Genomic DNA, 14300 nt, shown 5'->3' on the forward strand with positions numbered 1-14300 from the left:
CGTGTATAAACAATCACTTAAAGTCATTTTCACACCAGAATCCATGGTAACTTATCGGCATGAAATGCACTGTTAGATAGCGCAAGAATAACCCCATCCAACCATCACGTTTGCCCATAGTTCGCCAAGAAACTCTCAACGAACTACAGCTGAAATAGACGATTCCATCAATCCAGAACTCGTCACACAAGCGGAATCCCACAAAAGACCGTAGCTGTTGTGAGATCATAGCATTAAGTTAGCCATTGGTATTATTAACACTCTCCCTTATAACAGATCTCCTTGCGTGTTCCTTCAAAATTAGTAAAAATCCCTTTTCTAAAACTGAGAAACGCGAAATGAGTACAAAGAGAACCCAATCAGGCGAAACTACAAGTGATTTAATCCTATCATCACACACCGGAACAAATGACGATCTATTTCCTAAAATACTCCAACTTTTTGTAAAAGAGGGGTCGACTATAGCTGATGTTACATACGGCAAAGGAGTATTTTGGAAAAAAGTAGATAAAACAAAATATAACATCCACTTTTCCGATATTGATCCTAACGTTAAAGACCAAGATAAAGGAGTCGTTCCCAACATAGACTCCAGAGATCTACCATACGAAAACTCCTCCCTAGATGCTCTCGTATTTGATCCACCATACATGGAAGGATTCTACAGGAGAAGCGAGACTCATTTAGCAGGCTCATCAAGTCATAGCTCTTTCAGAGAAGCATACTCTAACGGCACAGCTACAAAACAAACAACTGAACTAAAATACCATGATCTTGTAGTCGATATGTATATGTCATCTGCTCTGGAGGCTCGACGAGTCCTTAAAGATAACGGTGTATATATCGTAAAATGCCAAGATGAAGTTAGTGCCAACAGACAAAAGCTCAGTCATGTTGAAATTATATACGGACTCGAAGGGTTGGGATTCTACTGTAAAGATCTCTACGTTTTAACAAGAAACAATAAACCAGTTGTGAGCAAGCTTAAAACTCAAGTTCACGCAAGGAAAAACCACTCCTACTTTCTTGTTTTTATTAAGAATGCAGGAAAAAAAGGATATTCTAACTGTAGTGACCTAGTAAGAAGCTACTGGGATAAAAAAACAGACTAAAAACGCCATTGTTCGGCAATTTAGATTTACTGTCGAACAATGGTATTTACTAGTGATTTTTTTTCCATTGTTACTCTTCGTCGATTTCTTGACCTAAAGAATCGTCTAATAACTCTTCAATATCAGTAGTCCACTCTTCAGATAGGGGATACGTGATCACTTCAGTTGTCGCAAGCAAGTACTGTTGATCTTCCGTACTATATTTCTTAGAGGTTGTCAGTCGACAATCTCGATTTCTTTTATATGCAAAATCCCATTTACCCGTAAAAGGAAACAAAGGAACTGCGAGTATGTCATAGTCACCACGTTTATAGTTCGTGGTTTCCACCACATTTCCATTCGGAAGAGTCACTGGTCGCTTGTCACTAGCGTCATTTTGTACATCTGCTGATAAACTACCTAGATTGTCATTCCAGCATATGCTATTGGTTTGAATAGATTTATTTTGTATTGTGTACCTTCTTCCATTAAAAACAAAGTCTCTATCAATCTTGTTATTCTCCCGATCATGATCATCATGCTTTCTTACGTCATCGATTTCTTGATGAGGCTCAAGAACATGTTTCTCAAACATCTCCTCAGCAATATAACCTAGTATCATCCCTCTCAAACTTGGAGCTCGCTTTATAGCGTTAACTAAGTCTTCGGGCTCGACCTCATCAATGATATTGATAACGTTATCTCTAGCAGCAACAGCATCTTCATGATCGTAATGCTTAAATTTTTTACCCATAAACTAGCCTAATTTTTATAGTGAGTTACTATAGTAGTGCAACAGCACCTTTAACTTCAATAACCCACTTTAAAACTTATTGTGATCAACTAGTTACAAATAACTTGAACTTTGAACTTATCGAATCAGGCATTTTCTTACACCCCGCACACAGTTAGACCAAATCGTTCACCACTCACTATCAGGGTAATACCATATTAAATCGGGCCTCCTAGCGGAGTTATTTATATGTTTAGTTACACTCGATGAAAAACAGCACCGTTTTGAGAGTTCCCATACCCGGTATGGGTTTCTACTTTCATCAATTGCCCCACTCTCCATACCACACATCAAAATCTCAAAAATCATCGTTCTGCCCCTCCCACTTTCTACATAACCTTTTAACTCACGCACCAAGCCAAGACGAAGCCACACTCATCAGCGGATGAGCTCTGTGGTATAAAGAGGGGCGCGTCACCCACCAACAATGCACTTGGTTATAAGAGAGCAACGATGAACAATGAAAACAAACCTGACCATGTTGAAGCCATAGATAAAGAACTCGACGAATACTTCCAAGCAGAAACCACCGACCAAACTAAAGAATCAACCAGCATTGAACTCGACCAATTCCTCACTCAAGAACAAACCGATGAATACTCAAGTAAAGCTGTCGATGATGAGCTCGACATCTACTTCGAGAATGAACAGCAGTCACCATGGCAAGCTCTCAAAGGCGATGATGAAGCGGTTCACATTGGTATAGACAGTGAGTACGTCTACAACGCCGAGGAAAACCGAAACGACATTCTGTCCTATCAGTATTATCTAATCGCAGGTGAACACCACATGAGCGATGTGGTACTTACCCCCGTTGCTGATGTTATCAAGAAGTCCAGAGCCGCGAACAAAAGCCGTGAAGATGAACTCAAGGCGATTAATCGAATCAAGAAACCTCGTAAGAAATTTGAAGAGTTCTTGGTTGAAGTACTCCAAACTGCAATGGGGCGCGGATTCATCACAGGATGGCCAAAGAAAATCTACATCTATGCTCACTACCTCAGAGCTGACATGGTGTCATTCGAAGCGTTCTGGGATACCAGTCAGAAAGCGAAACTGGAAGTCGTCAGAAGCACATTAACCTCCACACGTGGCGCATACGGCATCGACCTAGACGCAGTGGGTAGAACCAAGCAAGCTTCAGAGCCCGTTCACTTTACAGACAAGAATGGAAAGAAACGTGAGAGTCGTGTCCGCTTTGTAGATACTTTACTACTTAGCCCAGGGCAAAGTGGACTTGATAGTGCGGGAGAACTCATCGGCATGCCAAAAGAAGTGATCCCAGCTCCATATCGCAAAGACCGAATGGATGAACTACTAGTAGAAAATGAACCACTCTTCCTTCGTTACGCATTGAGAGACGCCGAAATCACCGTTAAGTACGGATTGGAAATGCAACACTTCGCCCTCGAAGACATTAAAAAATCACTCAAAGATAAAGTTCCAGCAAACAGGTTAGATAAACTTCAGTTTAAGCACCTACCATCAACACTGGGTAACTTCTCTGTATCACTATTCAAAGCCCTCACGGGTGATAAAGACGATCTGAACCAAGCACTCGGTATGGAGACCAAAACGATTCAATACTGGAATCAAACTCAAGGTCGAGTCATGCAGAAGAAAGAAACTGTCATCACTGCTGGTCGTCGTATCTTCGAACAACTGGCAATAGACTGCTTCCATGGCGGAAGAAACGAATGTTACGTGTTTGGTGGCGTAAACTTAGGCGATTACAACGATTTCGATCTTGCTACAGCGTACGTCAATGCCTTAATGGACATTAAACCCGTAGACTTCGAGAAAAGCTTCACTTCAACCAATATCAATGACTATCTCGGTCATAAAATGGGGTTTGCTTACGTTAAGTTTAAATTCCCAGAGCACACTAAGTTTCCATCTCTTCCAGTCAGAACGGACTTATACGGCCTGTACTACCCACTAGAGGGCTACTCTTACTGCACCGCACCTGAAATAGAAGTCGCATATAACATGGGGTGTGATATTGAAATTCAGTTCGGTGTTATCGTTCCATGGATTGAAGATAAAGAGCCACTTTTCAAAGGCTTTACGGAACTAATCAGAGAGCAAAGACAAAAATACACGGATGAAGGCGATAAATTCAGAGAGAAGCTCTGGAAGGAGATTGGCAACACACTATACGGTAAATTAGGGCAAGGACTCAAAGGAAAGCGCGGTTTCAACTCATTAGATGGGTTAAGCAAAAATATCCCACACTCTCCTGTTACCAATCCATATTTTGCTGCCAGTGCCACAGGGTTCGTTAGAGCGGTTCTCTCAGAGCAATTGGCAGGGATTCATAAACACCATGGCGACGACTTTACCGTTGTAAGTGCCACAACAGATGGGTATCTCGTAGACTGTACTGAAGAACAACTCTACGTTTCAGGAACCATTAGCCAACGGTTCAGTAAGATATGCGAGCAAACGGGTGACGGTAAGATGATTAAACATAAGCACCATGCTAAACAAATCATCGCAATGAAAACCCGTGGACAAATTACTGGTGAATATGGCGATACCGAACCTGTCATAGCAAAAGCAGGCGTTAAGCCACCAGAATCAGCCTTATCATCGGCAAAGGATGAAAATGCTTATATGGTCGAACTGTTCTTAGACCGTTACCCCGGACAGAAGATCCCAAACAACTCATTGATTTCACCTCGTGACATGTACCTTAAAGACATGGACTTGATAGAAATCCAACGAGAAAAGACGCTCAACTTAGAGTTCGACTTTAAGCGTAAACCCGTTAATCCTCGCATGACTAAAATCCGCCACCCTAAAGGTCACATCGTCGAGCATATCTACTTCGATACCGTACCTTGGAAGAACGAGCAAGAGGGACAACAGACTCGCGCATTGTTTGATGGATGGCGACGCGATAACTGTCTTAAAACAATGGAAGATTGGGAGAACTGGTTCGACTACAGCAAAACCAAACCGCTACTGAAGGGATCATACATCAAGTATGAGGAAGGCGGTTCACAGGGTGCCCTACTAAAACTCGCGTTACGTGCCCTATCTAAAGAGAGCTACGGACTGACCAAAACCATTAATGGTAAGAAACTTACTCTCAAACAACTTACTGAACTGTTTAACAATGCAGGATTTAGAATTGCAGATAATGCCATTAGTAATTCACGAGACACTGCTTTTCGTCCTAACGTACTCGCTGCAACCCCAAGACTGATACCACTATTACGTTGGTTAATTGCAACGTTCCCTGACATGGAGATAGAACACTTTTTCCATAAAGACGAACTGGATGAAGTAAAAATGATGCTGAAGAACTCGTGATAGTTGGTAACGATAGCGGAAAACGTGAAGAGAACCGCTTACACACAAACATTTAACTGGTTGATTTTAATAAATTATATCAACATAAATGGATGTTATATCTTGATAGGGGATTAGGTTAACGATTTCGTGATGGGATTACTGACGTAATCAGAGGGGAATTGCGTGACCTAATTACACTATCAAGATACAACATCCATATTTTCTCATAACATGATGATTTAAATATCATTATTCGTTCCTAACCGAGTTAACCTATCCCGACCTCTTGCCTTTATCCAATCTTAAAAAGGGGGTCAGTGCTTCAATTTTTTCTAAATTTAAATTTCGTGACGCCCGTCACAAAAATAAAAATGAGAATATTGATCCAATTTTCTCTTGACAAATACCGATACATATCTAGCAGGTTCTTAAACCAATTCTCCCGAGTGGATGAATATCCCTTTTTAGTGACAAGCAATTCGGTAATACCCTCGTTACACGCCTTTTAAACAACGATACGCCCCCTTGTAATCCACTTTTCATTTTTTCACTATAAAACACTCAAAACCATATATAAGTTGTTGTTTTAAAGGGGTTTTCAATATTGACCGAAAACTTAAAAGGGGCTTAAATGAGGACTCTTTTTAAATATGGAGACAAGAAAAATGACTGATGTAAACAAAGCATTAGAGTTCACTGAAAACCTTTTAAGCGAGTTAGCCGATGCAGTTGTAAACGCGTTGTCGAACGCGGGTGCTGGTCGTGTTGTTGATAAGGAACTGTGTGAGCAAGCCCAGTACGATATTGGTGCTGCAATGTGCGAAGCTAAACAGCTCTTTCAAGGAAACAAGAATAAGTTCGGTAAATGGCGTGATGAAAATATTATCGGCAACGGTAAACGTACGGTAGATAAGCGCACGCTTACACGTTGGACTAACTTATGTGAATTCGGAACGCTAGATGAATGTCGTAAAGTAGGATTTACCAAAGTTTACAAGTTATCGAGTAAACGCTATGCCCCTTTGCGTGAGCAAATTAAACAACACCTAGAACAACACCCGGATGTTGAATCCGACACTATCAATGAAATGTTCAACGATTTTGCAACTCAATTAAAAACAGAGAAGAAACAGACCACCCCCGTTGTGAATGATGACTTAGTTGACAAGGTATCGGAACTGGAAGCTCGCCTCAAAGAGCTAGAGCAGGAAAATGCCAACCTACGTCAACAGTTAGAAGGTCAACCCACTCTTGAAGCTGCGTAACTTGTTACCGAAACGACATTATGACGTTTCGGTTTTGCTATCGACTATTAAGGAACACCCATGTCAACCGAAGTAAAAAAGAACACGGTGAATTTATTCAGTGTCAAGTTACAGGTGTCAACGAGTATCTTGGCATCAATCAATATCACTGATAGCAATATCAGTGTCAGAGCAGCGAGCGGTAAACAGCTAGCTCATTTGACTCTCAAAGATGAAGAAAGTGAGCAAAATCTCGATACGCTATTTGCTGACCTTGAGAAGCTTTGTATCCGAGACGCGAATTACTGGATAACCCTCCCAACAGGTAGTTGGGTGCGGAAAAACGCCATTCTAGGATATGAATGTCACCTTAGTGAAAAATATCAAGGACTTATCCTGAGAACTCAAGGTAACCGGATTCTTTCATTTATTCCCTGTGATGATCTAGATACACAGTTAGTGATCAAACAGGAAATTCAGAAGGCTGCAGCAGCCTCATCACCGTCCCGTCGTTACAAACCGACTTGGAACTTTTATCAAAACGCAGTTTAACTACATCTTTTACTTAACTATTGGAGTATCCATCATGAACATGTCTATCTATGATTTAATCGTTAATGCTTTCACCGCTGAAGCAATTCGCACTAACCAGAACCGCCAAACTCGCCTTCGTGAGGTACGTAAAGTTGGTCAGAATATCGAGTCGAAAGGTGGCAAGATCCAACACTGGGATCAAATCCTTGATGAGCTTGAAACCGCGCTGGTGCACGACTATGACACTAAACGCGATTCTTTCGGTTACAAGGAGACAGCGAAGCGCTTGAAGCAGGTGATTAGCGAAGTCACTGGTCACTAACGTGTTACAAGTTACTCTCACTACTTAATAGTTTTTTAATAGTACGTTCTTTATCAAATAAATTGCCCAGACCTTAGCGATTATTTCATGCAAGAATTTCAATATCCTATCTGAAAGGTGTTTGTTGACAGACGTTGGCAAACACCTTTCTACCCTCTGCTTTCCATTCTTGAAACGACATAATTTCAGCACGAACCCACCAATAAAAAAGAAGCAGAGTCTAACCTTAGTCAGAATTTCATCAACTGCAGACAAAGAGTCTCTAACCTTAGTCGGAATCTCATCAACTGCAGACAAAGAGTCTCTAACCTTAGTCAGAATCTCATCAACGTCAGATAATGTAATAATATGATCTTCGACAATTTTTTTAGTAGTTTTTAACTTATGGTGCGCTAGGGCTGGAAACAAAAGTTCAGGTAGATGAGGATCTTTTAGGAGCCTGTCATCAAAATCAGGGTATAACTCCGGAACAATCATCGACAAATACAGCGCTTGTACATCTGTATAACCCGCAGATTGTTTAGGTGACGGCAAACCGATACTAGAGCAAAAATCATCATCAACAAACTCGGCGGCATTACATCGAACGTCTTCTATAGCTGCTTTGACGTAATGCCAGACTCCACTACCAGCTAAAACGGTTTCTCGACCATTGATCAATGTGCTCTCTGTTTCAAATGCGCTAGCGTGATACTTCAATCCTTTCTCATCTAAAAGCGCTTTTAACTGTAACTCACAAGCTTTGATTCGCTTCTTAAGAACATTAATTTCTTTCTTTTTTCTAGACATTGTTTACGCAGTTTCACAATACAACGACTGATAATCCTATCATAAGTATTGGGTATGTTAGTCCGTGTTATTAACTCCCCAACGAACTAAATGATCACTAAGCTAAAAGTCCCTATGATAAAAAGAGAAAGCACCAATCAAAAATTACGACCAACAAAAAAGCAGAGACGGAATGTCTCTGCTTTTTCTATCAACTTAAATTTATTCCTGCTAAATCGCAAAATCCTCTAGGGACTGGCCATTATTCAATGCTTCCTGAATCGCAGCAGGCGTTCGCCCCTGCCCCGTCCAGGTTTTTTCCTGACCTGAAGCATCAGTATATTTATATTTCGCAGGCCTAGGTTGACGTTTAGCTTGTGTCTTAGCAGGCTTGTTCGAAGAAAGGGCCGAGATTAACTCGTTCACATCCAGACCTTGTTCCGTGATTTGTTTAGCTATCGCCGCTAACTGAGCTTCTTTCTCCGCTTGCTCCTCACGGATTTTCGCCTCTTCTTCTCGGCGTTCTTCAATCACTGTAGTGAATTTACCGTATGCTTCCTCTAGCTGCTCCATGGTTAAATCGCGAGCAAAAGCACGAAGACTACGCAAATTGAGTAACGTTTTAATAAGTTCGTTCATTGTAAACCTCATAAATACAGCCCGTGTACGTATTTATCCGGGCTATTACATCATCAATAAAAAGTAAGAAACTAAATCAATTTACTTCAGTTCTATTTCTACCATTATTCTTAGCTTTATAAAGAGCTTGATCTGATTTTTTTATCACATCATCAATTCGTTCAGCCAAACCTTCCCAAGACGAAATTCCTATTGAAATCGTGATGTTTCCAACTGTCGGGAATGAATATATTTCAATAGACTTACGTATTCTCTCTGCTGCTTCAAATGCTCTGTTTAAATCCGTATTAGGTAAGAAAATCATAAATTCTTCTCCTCCGGCTCGACAGAGAACATCGTGCTCCCTAGCTTGGTTTTTCATAAGTTGTGAAACATTCTTAAGTAATTCATCACCTACGTCATGACCATATGTATCATTAACTTTTTTAAAATAATCAACATCCAGAGCAAGAACTGAAAATGGAATATTCTCAAGACGGAAACTTTCGATTGCTTTATCTAAACCACGTCTATTCAAAAGTCCAGTCATTGAATCGGTTAAACTATCAGAATGAAGTTTTTCTATCGTATTAGACACGATACTAAAAGCTCGTAAGAAACTTATTTTTAAATGCGAGGCTTCAAAATACCACGGTTTGATCTTCTTCAAGTCATCCATTGTCTTTACATGACTTTCGAAATTTCTAACAGCGCTGGCCAGTTGCCAAAGTGGCCTAGAAATGAAGATAGATGACACCCAAATTAGTAAAAGCGTTAGTATGCCAATTGGCAGTGACTCTAGAAATACTTTCCACATTTGTTCGTCAAGAGTAGAGAGCGTTAATTGCTTTGACTTTTGAGCAACAATCCCCCAACCTGCATTCTTCACCGGAGCATATCCTGCAAGCATTTCCACCCCTTGAGAGTTAAAAATATCCTTCCCTCCAAAATCTCCTTGGATAACATCGTTAATAACTTCATTATTAACGATAACTTGGCCTATTCTTCGCTTATCAGGATGGTAAATGAGTGTATGATTTCTATCAACAACGTAAAGATATGACCCATCTTTATAACCATGCTGCCCCAATAATGTGGTTAGGATATTTTTCTTTTCCAAGTAAATTGTTCCACCAACATACCCTAAATACTCCCCTGAAGAAGAAAAAATTGGATAGGAAATGCTGGTTAAATAGTTGCCTGCTGGTGACACAAAGGGATCAGTGATGATTGGCGCTTGAGCCCTTAAAGACTGAAGGGACCTTTCACTAGTCAATTTAACACCTTTAACCTGTACAGTTTCAGGTGAAACGGCAACAATGATCCCTTCTGTATTAACGATAACTACTGAGTTAAATGAATCAGTTTGAGTACGGAGACGCTCTGCTTCAAGTTCGAGCACCTGTGAGTTATTCATTTTAGAACTGAGAACATGCGCACTAAATTTTAGTTGCGAAAAGGCGGATTCGATAAAAGCGTCCGTCATTTCTGCCATTTTCTCTGCGTATACGCGATTCGACTCCATTGTGTTGTTGACAATCAAATCCCGTTGAACTTTATAGATGGAGTAAAATGCATTAAAAAGGGTAATAACTACGCTGAATACACCTAAGATTAAAATCAATTTTCTTAAATTTAATTTTTCAAACATTTACCCACATGGCCCCATATTCTAGTTATAGTTTAGTCAATCTAATCGACTAAATCCTTAGCTGCAACTTATATAAAGTCAACAATTATAATTCAAACCTAATGAAAAGAGAGTTCCCCCTCTTTTCAAGGCTTAGTCAGCTTTTCCCAAAACCCCACCTAGGATACCACCGACAAGAACGCCAATGGGTATTGAGGCAGGATGTGGTATTCGAGAAGCAACAATAGCGCCAATGGCACATCCCTTCTTAGCACCGCTCAAACTGAGTTCAACTTCGATTTTTCTATCTTGGTCTTGATTGGGATAACGTATATGAACTGCTTCATTTCGCATCATATTTCCTTACTTAAACGAAAAAGGGCGACAACGTGAATAACGCTGCCGCCCTAGTGATGTCACACCAACTCTACTTGAGCCTGCTCAAATGCCGAGAGTCCCCACTTTCTACATTCAAGCTATAGAGTAGGTCAGTGCAACAAACTCTTTAAATTAGTCGATTAATGACATACTACTTAGCAGTGCACTTTGTTGCATCCGTTTCTTTACCGTTCAGAGTTCCGCATACATCAGCTTGCCACTGCACAATGACACCATAAGCCGCTGTATTCTGAGTGCCAGGCTTACCGTTCCACTTCGATTCAAGCAGTTCTTTCATTTGTGAAATATCACCCGGATTACCGCCGAGCGTACCGCCAGCGAATGATGAGGTGGTAGCGAATAGACAAGTTAGACCTAGCAGGATGATTGATTTTTTCATTGTGTTATTTCCTTGAATACATCATGACGCCATCAGTGAAGGCACCGAGAGCGCGAATGGTTAATAGTTTAAAGAGGGTGATCGACAGGTTGTGTCGAGACGAGTGAATCAATTTCACTCAGGTTATATATGCCTTGTCAGACATACTTTGCGGCGACCAATAAAAGCGATAGCAATATCAGTAACCTTATGAAGTTTCGCTAGAAATAATCGGAGTTTCTGAAAGCCCGACACACCCTGACGAGTGGTCTATCTACAATGCGTAGCATGAAAGAGCATGACACCCTAGCGAAAAGACTTGGTATTATCCTGACCCGTTTGAATACGGGAGAACGGTTATATCTGGAAGAATTGAGTCGAGAATTCGGTGTGAGTGAACGAACTCTACAACGGGATTTCAATGAGCGTTTAAATTACCTCCCTATTCAACGCGAAGGTGCGTGTTATTTTCTTGACCCAAAGGTTCTGGGTAGGCAGACCAACCACGAAATATCAACGTTACTCGCCAACATGGGACTCGATACATTGTTTTCGGGTAAGCACTATCTGAGTAACGGTGTGCTCAACAACAAATCGACGCCGCCGTTTCTATTCAAGAACCCGCACATCGAAGACATCAGTGATTACTCCAATATGTTCGAGAAACTTATCGAATCGGTCCAGAGGCGAAATGTCATCAGCTTTACCTGTGAAGGGGTGACTTACGATGAGTTTCATCCCTACCGCTTGGTGAATGAATATGGATTGTGGTACGTGGCAGGGACTCAGAGAAACCGCCTAGAGTCACTCAGAATCGTGAAGATTCGGGATTTAATCTGCTACGAAGATAAATACTCTCCCGACCCTAGCGTTGAACAAAAGCTCACTGGTCGAGGATATGAAGGGGAGTTACTCAATCCCGTTGAGGTTCTTATACAGATGAGCAGTAAAATGACCGACGCATTCTTGAATGACAGTAATACTGACGACTTCCAAGTATTGAAAGAACTGGATTCGGGCAGCCTGCTTATCAGCCACCAGACCAAGAACATTCCTCGGTTACTACGTCAGCTCAAAGCGTGGCTTCCTCATGCCGAAGTGCTCTCACCTGACTGGATTCGTTACTTGTTGAAGCAAGAGTTACAAACCTACCTGGACTCAACCAAGTAGAAAGCTAGCGCACTGATTGACGGTAAACAGTGCCTTCTTGAGGGTAGAATGCGGTGTCGTCCAGTTACCTCGACATAATGTTGTTTCACTGGGCCACTACAGCCCACCCTCACCAAGAACTTACCCCTATGCTCTGATTTTTAAGTCACCTATGTTGGGTATGGAAAGTGACTGATTTAGCAGAATCACAAACCGATACCGAGCAAGGTAAAACTCAAAACGATGCTGTTTTTCGTCGTTAATTAGAAAACACTAAAATAATTCCGAAGGAAGCTGAATTTTAATAGAGGGTAAAACCATGATGTCTGATGCACGAACTCTGCTCCAACTCGCTAGCTCAAGCCCGTATCTTTTCCTTGTTGATATAGCCAACCTGTTAAGCTTTGCTGCCATTGGCTATCTGATTTGCTTGATTACCGGATAACTGAGCCATGAATTGAACTTGTCACTATAGATTCCAGTGACAAGTTCCTTTTTTTAACCAAGGACAAATGTTCTCCTACTGCAGAAAGAGTGAAAAGTTAGACTAAGAAATCCATTCAACGAGTATTTTCCTAGAATTATTTGTTTCAAACATGTTTAATCCCTCCCTCAAAATAAACAACAACTAGGAACACTAAAATGTCTATTCCATTCAATAAATTAGATTGGTTACACAATGGCTGTCAAAGTGAAAAAATCGCCAAATGTGCAGCAGCAGCTCATGCACATGAAGCGATTACTACAATCGCCACTTTCTATGCTGACGAAGACCATTACACTATCGAAGCAGGTGCTGAATACCTAGAAAACTATGAAGGCCAAGAAGTATTGTTTCTAGAGTTCAAAGCGTATAGCGATTGTGAACATTCTCGCTCTATCGCCATCATCTACGAGAAAGAAGATCTAGTGATGCACTGTGTTGAGTTTTCATTTGGAGGCGAGGATAAAGAGGAATACTTTGAGCCAGTTTCTCCAATGACTGTTAAGGGGTTCTTTAGTTACCTGAACACCTTGCCTAATATCAAGAAGCATGTACTACCTTCGAGCCTGGACGAAAAAGAGCAACTATCTTTAAGTATGCTTGAGGAACTGTCTCAATAGGTTTTCTCATATCAACGTAACCATAAGCACTGCCTAAGAACATCAAACTAGGTTATCCCAAATGGAAACGTTGAAAATGCCCAAGTTTTCGCACCGAACTACGAACTATTTACTAAGGTGCGCTCTTGGCGCTGAATAGGGCCTAGCCTTTACCCCTAGTAGCAGAGATAGCATCAGACAAATCATTCTCTCGGTATTTCCCATAGGCTTCCCTACCTTTACTACCCCCATTGCTTCGACATAGCAATGGGGGTTTTTAATAACAAAACACCAGAACAAACCAACCAAACTCGTTAAAATTAACGCTCCCTTCCTTGGTGTTTCCACCGTCCATCGCAATCCAGCAACGCCATCCCCTCTGAATCCCGAAGGCAACGGATTGGGTAAACGTTGCTAAAACTTGCCCCAATGAAAAAGGCTTCCCATCACGCCATGATTAACATGGATCAATGGGAAGCCTCTGAGTCACTAGGAAGTGAGTAACCAATTTTATGGTTCATATACGGTGCTTTCAACTTGGTTCCAAACGAATGGACTAATCCACCGTGACTTTTATCTCATCGAACACGCCCATTTCGACGTAGCTAAGAAAGTTGGATTCCCACATCGAATAAAACTCAGCAACGTCATTACTCGTTATCGACAGCTCCGGAACATAGGAAAAACTTGCGGTTCCAGATGAGAAGTTAAAGTCCACCTCTTTAACCAGTTCGGGATAAGGACCATCGCAATACGCAAAGTCAGTGATGTAATCAAAGATCCACTGGCCGTTGCAGTGGACAAGTCTGATTTCAACAGGATGAAAACCACCATTTTCCGAACTGTAGGATGAATCTCGGAAGTTAAACACGACCGATTGGATCATGGGTGTCCATTTGCCTGATTCGCTGATCACTCGGTTTAAAGCATCTTGAAGATCGACACTGACAGGCAGCAGTAATCGCTCAACGTCAAAAGTTAAGTTCATAATAAAATCTCGTTTAGTTTGCT

General features: G+C 41.2%; 14 protein-coding genes. 7 read left to right on the forward strand and 7 right to left on the reverse strand.

Annotated features, from left to right (window positions below; all coding sequences use genetic code 11):
• The first annotated feature begins 338 nt into the window (after positions 1-338).
• Positions 339-1112, forward strand: coding sequence for a DNA methyltransferase (locus tag I3X05_RS14340; protein WP_082798334.1), 774 nt, complete (start codon positions 339-341; stop codon positions 1110-1112).
• A gap of 70 nt (positions 1113-1182) precedes the next feature.
• Here the strand turns inward: I3X05_RS14340 and I3X05_RS14345 are convergent, their stop codons facing one another.
• Positions 1183-1845 carry a hypothetical protein gene (locus tag I3X05_RS14345; RefSeq protein WP_337970819.1) on the reverse strand — a complete coding sequence of 221 codons (663 nt, stop codon included), beginning with the start codon at positions 1843-1845 and terminating at the stop codon, positions 1183-1185.
• 492 nt (positions 1846-2337) lie between these two features.
• Between I3X05_RS14345 and I3X05_RS14350 the strand changes: the two genes are divergently transcribed.
• The 4 genes from I3X05_RS14350 to I3X05_RS14365 all read left to right on the forward strand — a co-directional run bounded on the left by I3X05_RS14350 (position 2338) and on the right by I3X05_RS14365 (position 7284).
• Complete coding sequence (locus I3X05_RS14350) at positions 2338-5202, forward strand: DNA polymerase (RefSeq protein WP_337970820.1); 2865 nt, start codon at positions 2338-2340, stop codon at positions 5200-5202.
• 647 nt (positions 5203-5849) lie between these two features.
• Positions 5850-6449, forward strand: coding sequence for a hypothetical protein (locus I3X05_RS14355; RefSeq protein WP_062886146.1), 600 nt, complete (start codon positions 5850-5852; stop codon positions 6447-6449).
• A gap of 60 nt (positions 6450-6509) precedes the next feature.
• The gene (locus tag I3X05_RS14360; RefSeq protein WP_062886147.1) at positions 6510-6980 is read left to right on the forward strand and encodes a hypothetical protein; all 471 of its coding nucleotides are present in this window, start codon (positions 6510-6512) and stop codon (positions 6978-6980) included.
• 34 nt (positions 6981-7014) lie between these two features.
• On the forward strand, positions 7015-7284 hold the full coding sequence (locus I3X05_RS14365; protein ID WP_062886148.1) for a hypothetical protein: 270 nt from the start codon (positions 7015-7017) through the stop codon (positions 7282-7284).
• Between the two features lie 24 nt (positions 7285-7308).
• Here I3X05_RS14365 and I3X05_RS14370 read toward each other — a convergent pair whose 3' ends face one another.
• From I3X05_RS14370 to I3X05_RS14390, 5 genes are all read right to left on the reverse strand, one after another.
• Positions 7309-8073 carry a hypothetical protein gene (locus I3X05_RS14370; protein WP_062886149.1) on the reverse strand — a complete coding sequence of 255 codons (765 nt, stop codon included), beginning with the start codon at positions 8071-8073 and terminating at the stop codon, positions 7309-7311.
• 210 nt (positions 8074-8283) lie between these two features.
• Complete coding sequence (locus tag I3X05_RS14375) at positions 8284-8691, reverse strand: H-NS family nucleoid-associated regulatory protein (RefSeq protein ID WP_062886150.1); 408 nt, start codon at positions 8689-8691, stop codon at positions 8284-8286.
• A gap of 76 nt (positions 8692-8767) precedes the next feature.
• The gene (locus I3X05_RS14380; protein WP_062886151.1) at positions 8768-10321 is read right to left on the reverse strand and encodes a sensor domain-containing diguanylate cyclase; all 1554 of its coding nucleotides are present in this window, start codon (positions 10319-10321) and stop codon (positions 8768-8770) included.
• A gap of 132 nt (positions 10322-10453) precedes the next feature.
• Positions 10454-10654 (reverse strand): hypothetical protein, encoded by a 201-nt coding sequence (locus I3X05_RS14385; RefSeq protein WP_038127913.1) that lies wholly within the window; start codon positions 10652-10654, stop codon positions 10454-10456.
• Between the two features lie 175 nt (positions 10655-10829).
• Complete coding sequence (locus I3X05_RS14390) at positions 10830-11078, reverse strand: hypothetical protein (protein ID WP_014204405.1); 249 nt, start codon at positions 11076-11078, stop codon at positions 10830-10832.
• 267 nt (positions 11079-11345) lie between these two features.
• On the opposite strand from I3X05_RS14390, the gene I3X05_RS14395 reads away from it, so the two are divergent.
• On the forward strand, positions 11346-12227 hold the full coding sequence (locus tag I3X05_RS14395) for a helix-turn-helix transcriptional regulator (RefSeq protein ID WP_337971197.1): 882 nt from the start codon (positions 11346-11348) through the stop codon (positions 12225-12227).
• Between the two features lie 621 nt (positions 12228-12848).
• On the forward strand, positions 12849-13310 hold the full coding sequence (locus tag I3X05_RS14400; protein WP_337970821.1) for a hypothetical protein: 462 nt from the start codon (positions 12849-12851) through the stop codon (positions 13308-13310).
• 535 nt (positions 13311-13845) lie between these two features.
• Here I3X05_RS14400 and I3X05_RS14405 read toward each other — a convergent pair.
• Complete coding sequence (locus I3X05_RS14405; RefSeq protein WP_222754725.1) at positions 13846-14277, reverse strand: DUF2787 domain-containing protein; 432 nt, start codon at positions 14275-14277, stop codon at positions 13846-13848.
• Positions 14278-14300: the final 23 nt, after the last annotated feature.

The organism is Vibrio navarrensis, from assembly GCF_015767675.1.
GTDB lineage: Bacteria > Pseudomonadota > Gammaproteobacteria > Enterobacterales > Vibrionaceae > Vibrio.

Excerpts from the sequence above, each read along its gene's own strand:
- I3X05_RS14375 (WP_062886150.1), bottom strand. The coding sequence starts at position 8,691 with ATGAACGAACTTATTAAAACGTTACTCAATTTGCGTAGTCTTCGTGCT.
- I3X05_RS14360 (WP_062886147.1), top strand. The coding sequence starts at position 6,510 with ATGTCAACCGAAGTAAAAAAGAACACGGTGAATTTATTCAGTGTCAAG.
- I3X05_RS14405 (WP_222754725.1), bottom strand. The coding sequence starts at position 14,277 with ATGAACTTAACTTTTGACGTTGAGCGATTACTGCTGCCTGTCAGTGTC.
- I3X05_RS14350 (WP_337970820.1), top strand. The coding sequence starts at position 2,338 with ATGAACAATGAAAACAAACCTGACCATGTTGAAGCCATAGATAAAGAA.
- I3X05_RS14390 (WP_014204405.1), bottom strand. The coding sequence starts at position 11,078 with ATGAAAAAATCAATCATCCTGCTAGGTCTAACTTGTCTATTCGCTACC.
- I3X05_RS14355 (WP_062886146.1), top strand. The coding sequence starts at position 5,850 with ATGACTGATGTAAACAAAGCATTAGAGTTCACTGAAAACCTTTTAAGC.
- I3X05_RS14345 (WP_337970819.1), bottom strand. The coding sequence starts at position 1,845 with ATGGGTAAAAAATTTAAGCATTACGATCATGAAGATGCTGTTGCTGCT.
- I3X05_RS14380 (WP_062886151.1), bottom strand. The coding sequence starts at position 10,321 with ATGTTTGAAAAATTAAATTTAAGAAAATTGATTTTAATCTTAGGTGTA.
- I3X05_RS14365 (WP_062886148.1), top strand. The coding sequence starts at position 7,015 with ATGAACATGTCTATCTATGATTTAATCGTTAATGCTTTCACCGCTGAA.
- I3X05_RS14400 (WP_337970821.1), top strand. The coding sequence starts at position 12,849 with ATGTCTATTCCATTCAATAAATTAGATTGGTTACACAATGGCTGTCAA.
- I3X05_RS14340 (WP_082798334.1), top strand. The coding sequence starts at position 339 with ATGAGTACAAAGAGAACCCAATCAGGCGAAACTACAAGTGATTTAATC.
- I3X05_RS14370 (WP_062886149.1), bottom strand. The coding sequence starts at position 8,073 with ATGTCTAGAAAAAAGAAAGAAATTAATGTTCTTAAGAAGCGAATCAAA.
- I3X05_RS14385 (WP_038127913.1), bottom strand. The coding sequence starts at position 10,654 with ATGCGAAATGAAGCAGTTCATATACGTTATCCCAATCAAGACCAAGAT.
- I3X05_RS14395 (WP_337971197.1), top strand. The coding sequence starts at position 11,346 with ATGAAAGAGCATGACACCCTAGCGAAAAGACTTGGTATTATCCTGACC.